General features: G+C 39.5%; 19 protein-coding genes. 13 read left to right on the top strand and 6 right to left on the bottom strand.

Going from position 1 to position 14,476, the window contains the following annotated elements; all coding sequences use genetic code 11:
- From A6E04_RS17810 to A6E04_RS21595, 6 genes are read left to right on the top strand one after another with little or no spacing between them, the layout of a single operon-like run.
- Positions 1 to 390 carry a hypothetical protein gene (locus A6E04_RS17810; RefSeq protein WP_065612001.1) on the top strand — a complete coding sequence of 130 codons (390 nt, stop codon included), beginning with the start codon at positions 1 to 3 and terminating at the stop codon, positions 388 to 390.
- Positions 390 to 1,094, top strand: a complete 705-nt coding sequence (locus tag A6E04_RS17815; protein WP_065612002.1) for a hypothetical protein — start codon at positions 390 to 392, stop codon at positions 1,092 to 1,094. The genes A6E04_RS17810 and A6E04_RS17815 overlap by 1 nt, the downstream gene beginning before the upstream one ends.
- A complete protein-coding gene (locus tag A6E04_RS21590) occupies positions 1,087 to 1,221 on the top strand; it encodes a hypothetical protein (protein ID WP_280513415.1) in 135 nt (44 codons plus the stop codon). The genes A6E04_RS17815 and A6E04_RS21590 overlap by 8 nt, the downstream gene beginning before the upstream one ends.
- Complete coding sequence (locus A6E04_RS17820; protein ID WP_065612003.1) at positions 1,214 to 1,627, top strand: M15 family metallopeptidase; 414 nt, start codon at positions 1,214 to 1,216, stop codon at positions 1,625 to 1,627. The genes A6E04_RS21590 and A6E04_RS17820 overlap by 8 nt, the downstream gene beginning before the upstream one ends.
- Positions 1,628 to 1,631: 4 nt before the next feature.
- Positions 1,632 to 2,051: a hypothetical protein gene (locus A6E04_RS17825; protein ID WP_244886291.1), complete on the top strand. Its 420-nt coding sequence runs from the start codon at positions 1,632 to 1,634 to the stop codon at positions 2,049 to 2,051.
- The gene (locus A6E04_RS21595) at positions 2,052 to 2,186 is read left to right on the top strand and encodes a hypothetical protein (protein ID WP_280513416.1); all 135 of its coding nucleotides are present in this window, start codon (positions 2,052 to 2,054) and stop codon (positions 2,184 to 2,186) included.
- A 399-nt stretch (positions 2,187 to 2,585) separates the two neighbouring features.
- Here the strand turns inward: A6E04_RS21595 and A6E04_RS17830 are convergent, their stop codons facing one another.
- Complete coding sequence (locus A6E04_RS17830; RefSeq protein ID WP_065612004.1) at positions 2,586 to 3,656, bottom strand: site-specific integrase; 1,071 nt, start codon at positions 3,654 to 3,656, stop codon at positions 2,586 to 2,588.
- Positions 3,657 to 3,763: 107 nt separating this feature from the next.
- Here A6E04_RS17830 and dusA point away from each other — a divergent pair, with 107 nt between their 5' ends.
- The 6 genes from dusA to A6E04_RS17860 all read left to right on the top strand — a co-directional run bounded on the left by dusA (position 3,764) and on the right by A6E04_RS17860 (position 10,409).
- A complete protein-coding gene (dusA, locus tag A6E04_RS17835; RefSeq protein WP_023604017.1) occupies positions 3,764 to 4,768 on the top strand; it encodes a tRNA dihydrouridine(20/20a) synthase DusA in 1,005 nt (334 codons plus the stop codon).
- A gap of 118 nt (positions 4,769 to 4,886) precedes the next feature.
- Complete coding sequence (locus A6E04_RS17840; RefSeq protein WP_017021496.1) at positions 4,887 to 5,591, top strand: TIGR04219 family outer membrane beta-barrel protein; 705 nt, start codon at positions 4,887 to 4,889, stop codon at positions 5,589 to 5,591.
- Between the two features lie 145 nt (positions 5,592 to 5,736).
- The gene (locus A6E04_RS17845; protein ID WP_035470606.1) at positions 5,737 to 5,967 is read left to right on the top strand and encodes a hypothetical protein; all 231 of its coding nucleotides are present in this window, start codon (positions 5,737 to 5,739) and stop codon (positions 5,965 to 5,967) included.
- A 134-nt stretch (positions 5,968 to 6,101) separates the two neighbouring features.
- Positions 6,102 to 7,925: an assimilatory sulfite reductase (NADPH) flavoprotein subunit gene (locus tag A6E04_RS17850; RefSeq protein ID WP_065612005.1), complete on the top strand. Its 1,824-nt coding sequence runs from the start codon at positions 6,102 to 6,104 to the stop codon at positions 7,923 to 7,925.
- Positions 7,925 to 9,655: an assimilatory sulfite reductase (NADPH) hemoprotein subunit gene (gene cysI, locus A6E04_RS17855; protein ID WP_023604020.1), complete on the top strand. Its 1,731-nt coding sequence runs from the start codon at positions 7,925 to 7,927 to the stop codon at positions 9,653 to 9,655. The genes A6E04_RS17850 and cysI overlap by 1 nt, the downstream gene beginning before the upstream one ends.
- Positions 9,648 to 10,409 (top strand): phosphoadenylyl-sulfate reductase, encoded by a 762-nt coding sequence (locus A6E04_RS17860; RefSeq protein ID WP_017021493.1) that lies wholly within the window; start codon positions 9,648 to 9,650, stop codon positions 10,407 to 10,409. The genes cysI and A6E04_RS17860 overlap by 8 nt, the downstream gene beginning before the upstream one ends.
- A gap of 76 nt (positions 10,410 to 10,485) precedes the next feature.
- On the opposite strand, the gene A6E04_RS17865 is transcribed toward A6E04_RS17860, so the two are convergent.
- Both A6E04_RS17865 and bamJ read right to left on the bottom strand, forming a co-directional pair.
- Entirely contained in the window at positions 10,486 to 10,953 is a 468-nt protein-coding gene (locus tag A6E04_RS17865; RefSeq protein ID WP_023604021.1) for a DUF2780 domain-containing protein, read from the bottom strand.
- A gap of 122 nt (positions 10,954 to 11,075) precedes the next feature.
- Positions 11,076 to 11,696, bottom strand: coding sequence for a BamJ family beta-barrel-assembly machinery protein (bamJ, locus tag A6E04_RS17870; RefSeq protein ID WP_012549231.1), 621 nt, complete (start codon positions 11,694 to 11,696; stop codon positions 11,076 to 11,078).
- A 139-nt stretch (positions 11,697 to 11,835) separates the two neighbouring features.
- On the opposite strand from bamJ, the gene A6E04_RS17875 reads away from it, so the two are divergent.
- Complete coding sequence (locus A6E04_RS17875; protein ID WP_065612006.1) at positions 11,836 to 12,498, top strand: LysM-like peptidoglycan-binding domain-containing protein; 663 nt, start codon at positions 11,836 to 11,838, stop codon at positions 12,496 to 12,498.
- 11 nt (positions 12,499 to 12,509) lie between these two features.
- Here A6E04_RS17875 and A6E04_RS17880 read toward each other — a convergent pair whose 3' ends face one another.
- The 3 genes from A6E04_RS17880 to A6E04_RS17890 all read right to left on the bottom strand — a co-directional run bounded on the left by A6E04_RS17880 (position 12,510) and on the right by A6E04_RS17890 (position 14,469).
- The gene (locus A6E04_RS17880; protein ID WP_012549233.1) at positions 12,510 to 13,379 is read right to left on the bottom strand and encodes a DMT family transporter; all 870 of its coding nucleotides are present in this window, start codon (positions 13,377 to 13,379) and stop codon (positions 12,510 to 12,512) included.
- Positions 13,379 to 13,831 carry a GNAT family N-acetyltransferase gene (locus tag A6E04_RS17885; protein WP_065612007.1) on the bottom strand — a complete coding sequence of 151 codons (453 nt, stop codon included), beginning with the start codon at positions 13,829 to 13,831 and terminating at the stop codon, positions 13,379 to 13,381. Before A6E04_RS17885 ends, A6E04_RS17880 begins: the two co-directional genes overlap by 1 nt.
- Positions 13,832 to 13,896: 65 nt before the next feature.
- On the bottom strand, positions 13,897 to 14,469 hold the full coding sequence (locus A6E04_RS17890; protein ID WP_023604025.1) for a Crp/Fnr family transcriptional regulator: 573 nt from the start codon (positions 14,467 to 14,469) through the stop codon (positions 13,897 to 13,899).
- Positions 14,470 to 14,476: the final 7 nt, after the last annotated feature.

The raw sequence follows: 14,476 nt of genomic DNA on the forward strand, positions 1-14,476 counted from the left end.
ATGGGTGGTAAAACTCAGAGTGATACGGCCAATAGTACAACCACAAACACCAGTAATGAAAGTAATTCGGTCGGTGTTGGTGGTGATAACAGTGGCATTTTATTAAGTGGTAACAAGGGTGACATTGAGCTTATCCAAACCGACCACGGTGCAATAGAGAATGCGTTTGAATTTGGGGATACGGCACTGAATGAAGCGTTTGGGTTTGGCTCGGATGCATTAAACGCACTGAATGAATCCAACGAGGCGGCACTCAGTTTTGCCAATTCAGTAAACGCGAGTAAAAACACAGAGGGAGCCAGTGACATCATGAACAGTAAGTTTTTGGTGATTGGTGCCGTTGGCGTTGTGTTGGTGCTCATTCTTCTTTTGGTTATGGGGCGTCGATAATGCAGAACATAGTAAGAGAGACGCTACAAGTCGGTGAAATCACTCGTACTGGTGCGGCTAAATATTTATTGATGCGTGACGCTTCAAACAGTATCAGCGTTCAATTAGACACACTTGAGCCGATTGAAATTAAAAAGAATGACGTTGTTTTAATTGAGGGATGCACAACGGTGATATTTAAAAATCATCATAGCAGTGCAACCACGATTGAATATCAACTTACTGACGTTGCGATTAATGCGCAATCTGACGAAGTGTCGATTAATGGCTCAGTAAATGTGAATGAAATACTCACGCCTGTCGTGATTTCTCATGTAGAAAAAACCGTCCTAGTGAGCTTAGATGATGAGCCGTTAAACATTAATAACTTTCCAAGTGAGTTTAGCGTTAACAATCTGAATGAGCTTGAAAGCGTTCTTAATAATCAGCGCGTTACTGTGAATGTCAGTAATGCGCTGATGACTCAAGCGATAACACTAGAAAATGCAGTAATCAAGACGCTGTTAAATTCGAGAGCAGGCCGTAAACGAGCGTTATTGCAAACCGATAAAGACGTGTATATCGGGGGCGATAATGTCACTAATGAAAATGGTATTTACCTACCAAGTGGTGAGTCCATGACGATAGAAACCGAAGCGGCCATTTATGCCTATGCGGTTGACGGGGCAATCGTTCGAGTGCTTGAAGAGGTGCAGAATGATTAGAGGGATTAAACCTCATAGCAGCCTTGATACTGACACCAAAGAAGATAAACGGGAGCAATTACATGATGAGCAACGTCTTAAAAATATCGCTCCTTTTAATGACGTTGGGGGTGTATCTGATGAATAAAAAAACCATAAATAACACGGTCAGTGGTTGGGCGTTATCCGCTCGAAGTGAAACGAAAATGTTAGGCGTTCATAACGACTTAAAACGGGTTGTTCGTCGTGCGCTTGAGCTATCACCGTATGACTTTGCTATCACTTGCGGTACTCGAACCCTCAAAGAGCAGCAAGCCCTTTACCCTAAAGCCAGTAATTGTGACGGAATAAAGAAACGCAGTAAGCATCAAGACGGGTTAGCTATCGACTTTATGGCCTTTGATGAAAACAGCAAAGGTACGTGGAAAATGGAATATTACGAAGCGATTGCGGACGCGTTCAAGCAAGCAGCGAAAGAGTTAGATATTCCCATTACATGGGGCGGTGATTGGTCTAGCTTAGTAGATGGTCCACACATTGAATTAAAGGGGTAGCACTATGATGAGTGTTTTATCCTTTTTAACCGCAATCGTGTCGCCTATCACTTCTTTTTTTAAAGAGAAGCAAGCCATTAAAGCCAATGAGAAAAAGCGAAAAGATAAGATACAAGAAGCGGTCACCGTCGCAAAAATCAAACGCATTGAAAGCGGAGATAATAACGCGGCCATGCTTGATAAGTTGAGTATTGAGACCCGAGGATGGAAAGATGAATATTTACTATTACTTACCACCCTTCCGCTTTTCTTATCGTTCGTTCCTGAGTTTTCCCACTACGTACAACAAGGATTTTCAGCACTGGAAAGCGTACCTGAATATTATTGGTATGCATTAGGGATGATTTACATTGATACGTTTGGGTTTAGGCGAATGCTGCGTGTAGCGGTTGAACACTGGTTATCAAAAAAGGGAGCGGTATAAATGGAATTGATCGCATTCTTCACCTCACTCACTCAAATGGGATTATCCCCCTCAGTTATTGCGCTTGTTGTTTTACTTTGGAAGTTAGATAAGCGACTGACCATTATCGAAATTATTTTAGAAAATAAGGAGTAGTTATGGGGGGAGAATAAACCTACTTATTTTAGAGTAGGTTTATTTCAAGTGTTTAAATTAACTTGTATGGCAAGTATTGCAGCAATAATAACACCCGTTAATTCTTAATGTAGGGTTGTTTCTTCTTACTTCGGAAACCGCTCCCGCACAGGTTGTATGAGTCCCTGCAGCTACTTGATTTTCAACTAATGGCATATGTGAACATCCAGTAGTTGCGTTATGGACTTCATGGTCACCATTGTTTTGAGCATTTTTATTTACAATAAATCGAGGCATTTTTTTTCTCCATAATTAATGCGATAAATAACCGCTTTAATTGTATTGGTATTGGGCGCTAGCATTCAATATCAGTTTGTTTTATTTTAAAAAAATGCGACTTATATCTAGTTGTATTATAATTTATTTCTCTTTATCATGCAGCTTATGTGGAAACAGTTGAGTATAAACTTGCCACAAAATATTTAAGTTTCGATGGCCTGTCACTTGAGCTACTTCTTCTATTGAATATCCTTTCTCGAACAACCGACTTGCACCTTCACGCCTTAAATCGTGATAGCGTAAATCTTCTATATTTAAGTCATTCCTAACTCGCTGAAAACCTGCGCTCACACTTCTTGAGTTATAAGGAAAAATTAAATCATTGTTTTGGTTCTGGCGTAGAACAATATCAAATGAACCTGCTAAGAGAGGAACAATCATGTGATTGCCTTCTTTTTTTCGAGGGTCTTTTCTGTTTCTAACTAGTATGGTTTTGTGATCATGATTTAAGTCGTCCCAACGTAAAGAACACACCTCACCAATACGCATACATGTCAGAATACTAAAATCTAAAATATCAATGTATGGAATCCGTGTCTTTCCGTTCTCCCGATAACTTTGACGTTGAAGAAGTCCTTTTTTTAATTGTTCTAATTCGTTTTCAGTTGGTCGCCTTGTTCTTTTCTGGCTTTTTCCTATTAGGTTCATATCAATCAGAATAGGGATTGCTTCATCAAAAATAATGTAATTAGATTCAATATTAAAAACAGGTTTAGATTTCTTCATTACAGAGCGAAGGTAAGCCATATCATGGTAAATTGTTGCGGGCTTTGTGCCTGTTCCTTTTCGGTTTCGGCAATGCTCAATTAGATTACTTGTTTGGAGTTCGTGACTGTTAATTTTAGCTATATCGCAATCTCTAAGCATTTTTATTACAAATTGCTTAGTTCTTCCTGTGTTATCCCATAAATCCCTATCATTGATAAAAAGGTCTAAAAGAACGGCTAACGTGCTTGTTTTTAGGTTCTTTTTTAGTCCGTTAGCTTCAATCTCTGCAACTTGTTTGATACCAAATGATTTAGCGAGAGATTTCTTTTTAAAAGTTCGGCTTTCTCTGTGTATAATTGCGGAATTCTTTTTAACTATAATGGTTACTTTGAATCGAGATTCACCGTTTTGAAGTTTTCGTGTTTCTACTGTATAGCTTGCCATTTGTCCTACTCCTGAAAGGGGTACTCAAGGGGTACTAGTTAAAGAAATTCAAAGAAATTCTAGGTTATTCACTGTGTATTTGTACAGTATTTTTTTAAGGCTAAATTGTGTCAAACCCTGAGAACACCACTAAATACCCACTACAACGCTTTTCCGTTGCCCCTATGCTTGATTGGACTGACCGCCATTGCCGCTATTTTCATCGACAATTATCAGAGCATGCTCTTTTATATTCCGAGATGATCACGACGGGTGCCATTATTCATGGGAAAGGTGATTTCCTCGCTTACAATGAAGAAGAGCATCCATTAGCACTGCAATTAGGGGGCTCAAACGCGAAAGATTTAGCACATTGTGCGAAATTAGCGGCAGATCGTGGTTATGATGAAATAAACTTGAATGTAGGTTGTCCATCAGATCGTGTTCAAAACGGTCGTTTCGGTGCTTGTTTGATGGCCGATCCAGAATTAGTGGCTGAATGTATTGCTGAAATGAAAGCGGTTGTCGATATTCCAGTGACGGTTAAAACACGCATAGGTATTGATGATCAAGATAGCTATGAGTTTTTAACTAAATTCGTATCAACGGTCCATGAAAAAGGCGGTTGTGACCAATTTACCATCCATGCGCGTAAAGCGTGGCTGAGTGGATTAAGCCCTAAAGAAAACCGTGAGATCCCACCGCTTGATTACCCTCGAGCGTATCAAATTAAGAAAGATTTCCCTCAACTGATTATTGCTGTGAATGGTGGAATTAAAACACTTGAAGAAGCAAAAAAACATTTAGCGCATTTAGATGGTGTAATGATTGGTCGCGAAGCGTATCAAAGCCCATACTTATTAGCGGAAGTTGATCAACAGTTGTTTGGTAGCGATAAACCAATTAAAAAACGCCGTGAAATTGTTGAATCAATGTATCCGTATATTGAGCGTCAATTGGAGAATGGGGCTCATTTAGGCCACATTACTCGTCACATGCTTGGGTTATTTCAAAGTATGCCAGGTGCAAGACAATGGCGACGTTACATCAGTGAAAATGCACACAAACCAGGCTCAGGTATTGAAGTGGTTCAAGCCGCTCTTGCTAAAATTCCAGCCGAACTTGATGTGTAAGCTTTTGATATTGAGCTGATAAGTTTTATATAGAAAGAAAAAGAAGAGTACATAAATAAACCAAATCGTTTATTATGACCGCAGATGAACCAAATAGCGTCGCAAATGGAGACTACGCATGAACAAATTATCCCTCACCACTGTTGTTGCTTCTGTTGCCTTAGTATTGGCAGTACCTGCACATTCAGCAGAGAAGGAGTTTACGACTAAAATTGCTATTGATGCGTGGTTCCCTGATGGAAAGGTTGGCTCTAAAGATAATGCCGTTCGTGATAATGATGTTGATGCATCACAAGCGTTTTCTATTGCATTTGAACATCCATACCCAATTTTACCAAATGTAAAAGTACGTTATACCCCTGTGAAAGCAGATCGTTTTGAATATGATCAAATCGATTATACGGGTTACTATAAATTATTAGACACTAACGGTCTTCAGTTTGATGTAGGTTTGACCTTAACGCAATTTGCCAATGGTGAATTCAATAAAGGTGGCTCTGTTTCTAAAGACCCTTCTCAACCAGCAGATCAAAGCTTTAGTGAAACGGCGATGAACATGTACGCGGATGCGTCTATGCATATTCCAAATACAAACTTCCATATTTTTGGTCAGTATGATTTTGGTAGCAGCAGTGATACTCGAACAATGGATGGTCAAGCAGGGGTTAAGTACATTCTTCCTGTTGACGAAACCGTTGATGTTGAATTCAAGCTGGGTTATCGAGTTATGGATCATGAGTTTGGTTACTTTGAAGGTTTTGATAGCGACCAAGCAAACGTCATGGTAGATGGCTGGTTCGGCGGTTTGTCATTTGATTTCTAATCAAAGATAACAAAAATTATTAAGAATAGCGGCGCAGGAAACTGAGTCGCTATTTTTTTATTTAAAATTTGCTCAATCTAGGTTTATTGACCATGCTTATAGAATGGATATAACTATGATATTCATATTTGTTAAGGATGCAGTGATGACGACATTAAGTGAATTAAAATTGATGTACCAAGAAGACCAACTGGTTGAGGCCGTAATTGAATCAGCGATGGTAGAAGATACTTGGATTGTAGAATTTCGCCATGTCCACGGAGGCCTTGTTTTACTTACGGATATGAAGGGAGGAGAGCTGAAATACAGGGATTTAGAATCGGCGTCAAAAAGCGCATTAGCCGTTGGATTCAATCAAGTCAGGATTAATGATTAGTGCTTATAATGAACAAATAAAGACAAAGCAAACATTTCTTTCTTCCAAAAAGTTATAAAACATTCTTATCTATTCTTTCTTGTTATAGGAAAGAGTCGCTAATCTAACATGACGCAATGAATAGGGATGTCGTCATGTTATTAAAGGAACTCTCCGCACTCGCTAGTCCACTTAATGATCAACAAATAGGTCAATTACAGCTAGCCGCTTCAGAATTATCTCCACAACAACTTGCTTGGGTAAGTGGTTATCTTTGGGGTGTAAGCCAAACATCTGGTGCCACACAACCAGCAAACCAAGCCGCCGTGGCGGTATCAAGTGAGCCTGTTAGTAAATTATCAATTATTTATGCCTCACAAACAGGTAATGCAAAAGGTGTCGCTGAAGCATTAAAAGCAGAAGCGTCAGCGATTGGCATTCGTGTTGAATTATTTGATGCGAGTGATTATAAAGGCAAAAACCTCGCTAAAGAAACGCACGTTATTATTGTTGCATCTACTAATGGTGAGGGAGAAGCCCCTGATAATGCCATTGAGCTGCATGAATTTTTACAATCGAAAAAAGCACCTAAGCTAGATAAATTACACTATGGTGTGATTGGTTTAGGGGATTCAAGCTATGAATTTTTTTGCCAAACCGGGAAAGATTTTGATGGCTTTCTAGCCAAAAAAGGAGCAACCGCATTTATTGATCGTATTGATCTGGATGTTGATTATGAAGCTTCTGCCGTTGAGTGGCGTAAACAAGCGTTAGAGAAAGTAAAAGAAACCTTATCAACAGATAATGAGTCTAAAAATGGACAGGTAGTGCAATTACCTGTTGGTCAAGCGGCGCACTCTGCTTCGCAATATTCAAAACAAAACCCTTATACGGCAACGTTATTAGCAAGCCAAAAAATAACAGGTCGAGATTCAGGTAAAGACGTTCGTCATATCGAAATTGATCTTGAAGATTCAGGATTAACTTATCAGCCAGGTGATGCATTAGGTGTGTGGTTTGAAAATAGCCTAGAGTTAGTCACCGCTGTTTTAAAACAAGTTGGATTAACTGGGGAAGAACACATTGAAGTAGATGGTGAATCAATATCTCTTCAAAAAGCCTTAATTGAAAAATATGAAATCACATCAGCAAATCCACAGCAAGTCAGCAAGTTTTCAGAGCTATCAGGCAGTAAAAAGTTAGAGAAGTTAGTTCAAGACAAAGATAAGTTACGTCAATACGCTGGCAATACTCAAGTTATTGATCTGTTATCAGAAAAGAAAACCAAATTAACGGCAGAGCAACTAGTGGGTTTACTTCGCCGTCTAACGCCTCGTTTATATTCTATTGCTTCAAGCCAGAGTGAAGTGGATGAAGAAGTTCACCTGACTGTCGGTGTGGTTGAATATCAACTGGGGGATGAAACTCGATTCGGTGGTGCCTCTAGCTTTTTATCTCATCGTCTAGAAGAAGGCGCTGAAGTGAACGTGTTTATTGAACACAATAATAATTTTAAACTTCCTCAAGATGATAACGTGCCAGTCATCATGATTGGTCCTGGTACGGGTATCGCCCCTTTCCGTGCGTTTGTTCAAGAACGTGACAACCGTGATGCAAAAGGTAAAAACTGGTTATTCTTTGGTGATAGAACCTTTACGCAAGACTTCTTATATCAAGTTGAATGGCAGAAATACCTGAAATCAGGCGTTGTAAATCAATTAGATGTAGCCTTCAGCCGTGATCAACAAGAAAAAGTCTATGTTCAACATCGTATTTTAGAACATTCAATCCAAGTGTGGCAGTGGCTGCAAGATGGCGCTTATATTTATGTCTGTGGTGATGCTACTCGCATGGCGAAAGATGTGCATGAAGCGTTAATTACGATTGTCGAGCAGCAAGGTAAAAAGAATAGAGAAGAAGCAGAGCAATTTGTAAATGATCTGCGTAAGGCGAAACGTTACCAAAGGGATGTGTACTAATGAGCGAACAAATTGCAGTAAAAACAATCTTATCAGGCACAGAACTTGGCCCATTAGCGGATAACGAGCGTCTAAAGCGTGAAAGCAAAAACCTTCGAGGTACGATCGTTGAGGATCTTCAGGATCGCATTACGGGCGGTTTTACCAACGATAATTTTCAATTGATCCGCTTTCACGGCATGTATCAGCAAGATGACCGAGATATTAGAGCAGAGCGTGCAAAACAGAAATTAGAACCTCTGCATAACGTAATGCTTCGTGCGCGTATGCCGGGTGGAATAATTACGCCAAAACAGTGGTTAGCGATTGATAAATTTGCTGAAGAAAATACGTCGTATGGCAGTTTACGTTTAACTACACGTCAAACCTTTCAGTTTCATGGTGTATTAAAGCCAAACATTAAATTAATGCATCAAACATTGAATAGCATTGGCATTGATTCGATTGCAACTGCGGGTGATGTAAATCGAAACGTATTGTGTACGACCAATCCGGTGGAATCGGAATTACATCAAGAAGCGTATGAATGGGCGAAAAAAATCAGTGAACATTTATTACCAAAAACTCGTGCGTATGCAGAGATTTGGTTAGATGGTGAAAAATTAGAAACCACAGATGAAGAACCTATTTTAGGCAGTAATTATCTTCCTCGTAAATTTAAAACTACCGTCGTTATTCCACCACAAAATGATGTAGATGTTCATGCTAATGATTTGAATTTCATTGCCATTGCAGATAACGGAAAATTAGTTGGTTTTAATGTATTGGTTGGTGGTGGCCTTGCGATGACGCATGGTGATACGGCAACGTACCCTCGTCGAGCGGATGATTTTGGTTTTGTGCCACTAGAAAAAACATTAGAAGTGGCGGCGGCAGTGGTAACCACTCAGCGTGATTGGGGTAACCGTTCAAATCGTAAAAATGCAAAAACAAAATACACGTTAGATCGTGTTGGTGTTGATGTCTTTAAAGCGGAAGTCGAAAAGCGTGCTGGTATTCAATTTGAAGCAAGCCGTCCTTATGAGCTAACAGAACGTGGTGATCGAATTGGTTGGGTAGATGGCATTGATGGTAAGCACCATCTTGCATTATTTATCGAAAATGGTCGTTTATTAGACTACCCGGGTAAGCCATTAAAAACCGGTGTTGCTGAGATTGCTAAGATCCACCAAGGTGATTTTAGAATGACAGCCAATCAAAACTTAATTGTTGCTGGCGTACCTGCTGAGCAAAAAGATCAGATAGAGCAAATTGCTCGAGAGCATGGCTTAATTGATGATGGGCATTCAGAACAACGTAAAAACTCAATGGCGTGTGTGGCTTTTCCTACTTGTCCATTAGCGATGGCAGAAGCAGAACGTTTCCTTCCTGAATTTGTCACAGAGATTGAAGGCGTACTGAAAAAACATAATTTGCCAGAAGAGGATAATATTATTTTCCGAGTGACGGGATGTCCTAATGGATGTGGTCGAGCAATGCTTGCTGAGATTGGTTTAATTGGTAAAGCACCGGGTCGTTATAATTTCCATTTAGGCGGTAATCGCAGTGGTACTCGTGTTCCTAAAATGTACAAAGAAAATATAACGGATCGTCAAATCTTATCAGAGATTGATGAATTGGTTGGTCGTTGGGCAACTGAGCGTCAAGAGAATGAAGGCTTTGGTGATTTTACCATTCGAGCCGGAATTGTGGATGAAGTGAAAGTATCAAAAAGGGACTTTTATGCCTAAATTGCAACTGTCAGAGCTGCTGTCATTAAATAAAGTCGAGCAAATTTTACGCTTAGCTGAAATTAATACCGAGCTTGAAAAACTGACGGCTCAAGAGCGAGTTTCTTGGGCTTTAGATAATCTAGAAGGTAAACCTGCAGTTTCTTCAAGCTTTGGAATTCAGGCCGCGGTAATGTTGCAATTAGTCACGGATGTTAAGTCTGATACGCCTGTAATTTTAACGGACACTGGGTATCTTTTTCCTGAAACGTACCAATTTATTGATACATTGACGGAACGTCTGAACTTGAATTTACAAGTATTTACAGCAGATGAAACTCCCATGTGGCAAGAAGCACGTTACGGAAAGTTATGGGAGCAGGGCGTCGATGGACTTAAACATTATAACCGTTTAAATAAAGTTCAGCCGATGCGAAGAGCATTAGATCAACTTCAAGTGGGTGTTTGGTTCTCGGGATTACGTCGTGATCAATCAAGTTCTCGTTCACATTTACCTATTTTAAGTATTCAAAATGGGGTATTTAAATTTCTACCGGTTATCGATTGGAGTAATAAAGAGGTGCACTATTATTTGGAAGAGAAAGGATTACCTTATCATCCATTAAGAGACGAAGGATATCTGTCTGTTGGTGATACACATACAACTCAGAAGTGGGAACCGGGAATGAAAGAAGAAGACACTCGATTTTTTGGATTAAAGAGAGAGTGTGGGTTACATGAAGATGATGCAGAAGCGGAAGGCTCTGGAATTTAATTTTTCTTTCTATCGTCGATAAAAATAAAAAGACAGCGATTATTCACTGTCTTTTTTTATTTCTCTTAAAAAGAAATTATTTCCATAATGAAGTCAGAGAATCAAGCAGGCCTGAGCTTGCGTCTTGTGATGTTAGGTATTGAGTAATTAATGGGGTGAATTTTGAAATAAGTGCAGGATCTAGACCTAGAGCAGAAAATGCAGTTTTAACACTGTCCATGTTTGAAATCATACCGCCTAGTCCACCAGGGATAGCACCAGTTAGAGACTCAAGGCCAGGAACCATACTATTTAGTTCTGAGCTTTCAGAGCTTGATAAACCATTACCTGCCATTGCTAATAATGCACCTGCACCACCAGCTGCTTGATCGGCAGAAATACCTAAGTTATCTGTCAACATACCAACAAGAGGGTTTGAAGCGGCTGCTTGTTCTGTTTTTGCTTCATCATCTCCACCACCAAATAAGCTAGATAAGAAGGCATTAGCCGGTGCAGCAGCAGTAAGAGTAATCGCTAAAGTCGATAAAATAAGAGTTTTTTTCATTGTCATTTCCTTTTAACATTATGGTTTTGTTTTCGTAACATACCGTTAGAGTATGACATAAAAAAAAGCGATGCCCATAGGCATCGCTTTCTTATTTTATTTTTAATCTTTTTTGAGAAAGATTAAAGAATGTCTAGTAGTTCTACTTCAAATACTAGTGCTGCATATGGAGGAATTGCAGCGCCAGCGCCACGTTCACCGTATGCTAGGTCTTGTGGGATAGAAAGCTTCCACTTAGATCCTACAGGCATTAGTTGAAGAGCTTCAACCCAACCAGCGATAACGCCAGTTACTGGGAATTCAGCAGGTTGGCCGCGTTCTACAGAACTGTCGAATACAGAACCGTCAGTTAGCATACCGTGGTAGTGAACACGTACTGTTTTATCAGAAGTTGGAATTTCACCAGTACCTTCAGTTAGTACTTCATATTGAAGACCAGACTCAAGTACAGTAACTTCTGAACGTAGTGCGTTGTCCGCTAGGAACGTTTCGCCGTCAGCAGCTGCTGCTTTAGATGCTTCAGCACGAGTTTCTTCAGCACGCATGTGAAGCGCTTGAAGTGCTTCGTTGATTGCGTCAACTTCGATTTCTGGCATGTCGCCAGTTAGTGAAGTTGCGATGCCTTTAGCGATCGCTGCAACGTTTAGGCCTTCAAGACCAGATTGTGCAAGTTGTTGGCCCATTTGTAGACCAATACCGTAGCTTGCTCTTTGCTCAACTGTTTCTAATTTAACTTCAGACATGCTGTCTCTCTTTCTTTATATGGTATAAACGAAGAGATAAAGGATACAGAGATCTAAGCTTAAGGTAAACTTTTGTACTTCTTTGCACTCTGATATTAGAATAAAACGTGAGCTAACCAGTTTCGCATGAGGCGATGTCATGAATAAAAAAAAGAAACCGAACATAAAACGTCCTGACTTTAAGGTTCAGTTGGCTGTTGTACAAAAAAAATTAGAACCAATAGTGGCTAGATTTTCTCCATTTTGGGATCGTTTACCTGCTTTTCATCAAAAAGCATTGATGGTTTTATTGCCTGTTACATTAGTTTTAGTTTTATTACCAAGTGGTAACCAAGAGGTTGATTCTGCAACGGTTGAAAGTATTTCGCCTACGATGATCCCTGCGGATGAAATGCAGAGACAAACCGTGAGTTTAAATTTAGAAGGGTTGAGTGAACAAGAAGATGCGATTCGTAATGCGCCTTCCCCTTATGAGCTTGAACAAGAAAAATCGGCAGAAGAAATAACAGAAGTAAAAACGTCCCCACAAGAACGAAGCGCTGAGAAATGGCACGATTATAAAATTAAAGAAGGCGATACGCTTTACCAAGTGTTTAGAAAAAATAATTTATCGCTAACTGAATTAAATAAAGTATTGAAAGTTGAAGGGGCAGATAAGCCGTTGAGCAATGTTAAAAAAGGCCAACTGTTTCGTTTTAAACTCAATACTCGAGGGGATTTGGATATCATTCAAATCGAGCGAGAAGGCCAAGCGGTGATGTATTTTAGAATGTCTGATGGCAACTTCGGCCGCAGTAAATAATTCCGACTGATTTATTTCCCTCTTAGGTTTTTGAGCCATGCTTTGGGCATTAGAGGGAAAATAATTAATCCAATCCCTACCAATGTTAAGCTGTCTGGCACTTCATCAAACCACCATACCCCAAATAAAACGACAAAAATTAACCCTGAATACTCAGCTAAAGAAATTTGTGTCGCAGGGGCTTTCTTATAGGCCATCGTTGCCAATCCATTGTACGTAATTATACAACTGGCACTTAACGCTACCCAGAAAAAAGCGTGGAGTGTTAATGGTTGCCAATATAAAAACGCCAAAGTACCTGATACAGGTAAAGACAATAAGGTTGTCCACAGTAACGTCGTAATAACTGATTGTTCGCTGGGTATCCGTCGGATTAAAATATTAAACAGCGCTAAGGTTATCGCGGTCCCGAGTGCAAAAATAGCCGCCCAATGGAATTGAGAAGGTCGGAGAATAATGAGTACACCAAGAAATCCAATTAAGGTTTGAATGATTTTTTTTGTGGATGGTTTTTCTTTTAGTAATAGCATCGACAAAGGGATCATGATTAATGGTGCGGTATAAAAAATGGCGTTTGCGGTGGCTAAAGAAAGATAGGTAATGGATACCACCATGCAACCACTGCCGATTAATACGACATGGGCACGAATCGCCGTCATTTTTATATTGCTTATTTGTCGCTCTGCAGAGGGTTGTTTAATCCAAAAAGGAAAAATAAGCGCTAATGAAACAAGCTGGCGTATAAAAATATACTGAAAAGGGGATACGCCCCCTTCTAGCACCTTTACGGCGACATCTGACAGTGATGCCATCAAATTACCTAAAACAAGTAATAATATGGCCATATTAGTGGGTGATATCTGTGGTTTCAATTGGGTCATTATTTTTCTAAACGCATGTCGACGTGAGGAATATCATCTTCTAAGTACATATCAGAGATAACGGCAAAACCGTGTTTTTGATAGAAATGAGTTAAGTGCTCTTGAGCGCCTATATCAATCGTTTCTCCCGGCCATAATTCTTCACAATGAAGTAATGCTTCAGATAATAATTGATGACCGAGGCCATGACCTCTTGCGCTTTCTTTTGTCGCAACTCGACCAATGCTTACGTGTTCATAAGACGTGCCTGGTGGAAGTAATCGTGCACAAGCGACCATTTCATTGTTTTTGATACCAATTAAATGATAAACCCCATCAACGCAATCTTTGCCGTCGAGCTCAGGGTAGGGACACGTTTGTTCGACAACAAAAACATCGACTCTTAAGCGAAGCAAATCGTATAACTGTGGTGTGGTTAATTTGTTAAAAGGAATTTTTTGCCATTGAATCATGATGATGTGCTCTGCCTGTAATATGAAAAGACAAGATAGCAACTTCGACTTTTTTGAGCATTAACTTATGTTAATTTATTTTTTATTCGTCCTTTAATTCTGCTCAAACTGATGTGAGTTATTCCTAAATAAGCGGCAATTTGATAATCAGTTAACTTTTCAATTAATGCTGGGTAGGTTTGGCAGAAGATTTGGTATTTTTCTTGGGGAGAATAAAGAAGCATAAAACGCTCTTTTTTCTCTTTATACATTAATTGCGTTTCTAGCAATTGCAGATAAAAAGGGTGAGATTGGGCTCTCCATGTCTTCAGAAAGGAGATAGGGATTGAGAGTAAGGTGACTGGTGTGATGGTCTCAAGAGTATAAGGCGATGTTTGATTATTAACGAGGCTTTCAAAACAAATAATCCAATCGCCTTGCCAATAAAATTCCTTGCTAAATTGTTTGCCATGCTCTGTTAAATAGGAAGCATGACAGATCCCATCGATTAAAAAATAGAGGTTATCTGTCATGTCATCTTGTTTTGTGATGATTTGTTTTGACGCCAGTTGTGTTTGTTTAGTTTTGCTAATTAATACTTCAATTTCTTTTGCAGTAAAGTCATAACATTGGAGTCGGTTAATAAAATCATTGAGCATTATGTAC

It is taken from the genome of Aliivibrio logei, assembly GCF_001691055.1.
Taxonomy (GTDB): Bacteria; Pseudomonadota; Gammaproteobacteria; order Enterobacterales; family Vibrionaceae; genus Aliivibrio; species Aliivibrio salmonicida.

What these genes read in the sequence shown, in the direction of transcription:
- A6E04_RS17810 (WP_065612001.1), top strand. Translation starts at nt 1, where the DNA reads ATGGGTGGTAAAACTCAGAGTGATACGGCCAATAGTACAACCACAAAC.
- A6E04_RS17815 (WP_065612002.1), top strand. Translation starts at nt 390, where the DNA reads ATGCAGAACATAGTAAGAGAGACGCTACAAGTCGGTGAAATCACTCGT.
- A6E04_RS21590 (WP_280513415.1), top strand. Translation starts at nt 1,087, where the DNA reads ATGATTAGAGGGATTAAACCTCATAGCAGCCTTGATACTGACACCAAA.
- A6E04_RS17820 (WP_065612003.1), top strand. Translation starts at nt 1,214, where the DNA reads ATGAATAAAAAAACCATAAATAACACGGTCAGTGGTTGGGCGTTATCC.
- A6E04_RS17825 (WP_244886291.1), top strand. Translation starts at nt 1,632, where the DNA reads ATGATGAGTGTTTTATCCTTTTTAACCGCAATCGTGTCGCCTATCACT.
- A6E04_RS21595 (WP_280513416.1), top strand. Translation starts at nt 2,052, where the DNA reads ATGGAATTGATCGCATTCTTCACCTCACTCACTCAAATGGGATTATCC.
- A6E04_RS17830 (WP_065612004.1), bottom strand. Translation starts at nt 3,656, where the DNA reads ATGGCAAGCTATACAGTAGAAACACGAAAACTTCAAAACGGTGAATCT.
- A6E04_RS17840 (WP_017021496.1), top strand. Translation starts at nt 4,887, where the DNA reads ATGAACAAATTATCCCTCACCACTGTTGTTGCTTCTGTTGCCTTAGTA.
- A6E04_RS17845 (WP_035470606.1), top strand. Translation starts at nt 5,737, where the DNA reads ATGACGACATTAAGTGAATTAAAATTGATGTACCAAGAAGACCAACTG.
- A6E04_RS17850 (WP_065612005.1), top strand. Translation starts at nt 6,102, where the DNA reads ATGTTATTAAAGGAACTCTCCGCACTCGCTAGTCCACTTAATGATCAA.
- cysI (WP_023604020.1), top strand. Translation starts at nt 7,925, where the DNA reads ATGAGCGAACAAATTGCAGTAAAAACAATCTTATCAGGCACAGAACTT.
- A6E04_RS17860 (WP_017021493.1), top strand. Translation starts at nt 9,648, where the DNA reads ATGCCTAAATTGCAACTGTCAGAGCTGCTGTCATTAAATAAAGTCGAG.
- A6E04_RS17865 (WP_023604021.1), bottom strand. Translation starts at nt 10,953, where the DNA reads ATGAAAAAAACTCTTATTTTATCGACTTTAGCGATTACTCTTACTGCT.
- bamJ (WP_012549231.1), bottom strand. Translation starts at nt 11,696, where the DNA reads ATGTCTGAAGTTAAATTAGAAACAGTTGAGCAAAGAGCAAGCTACGGT.
- A6E04_RS17875 (WP_065612006.1), top strand. Translation starts at nt 11,836, where the DNA reads ATGAATAAAAAAAAGAAACCGAACATAAAACGTCCTGACTTTAAGGTT.
- A6E04_RS17880 (WP_012549233.1), bottom strand. Translation starts at nt 13,379, where the DNA reads ATGACCCAATTGAAACCACAGATATCACCCACTAATATGGCCATATTA.
- A6E04_RS17885 (WP_065612007.1), bottom strand. Translation starts at nt 13,831, where the DNA reads ATGATTCAATGGCAAAAAATTCCTTTTAACAAATTAACCACACCACAG.
- A6E04_RS17890 (WP_023604025.1), bottom strand. Translation starts at nt 14,469, where the DNA reads ATGCTCAATGATTTTATTAACCGACTCCAATGTTATGACTTTACTGCA.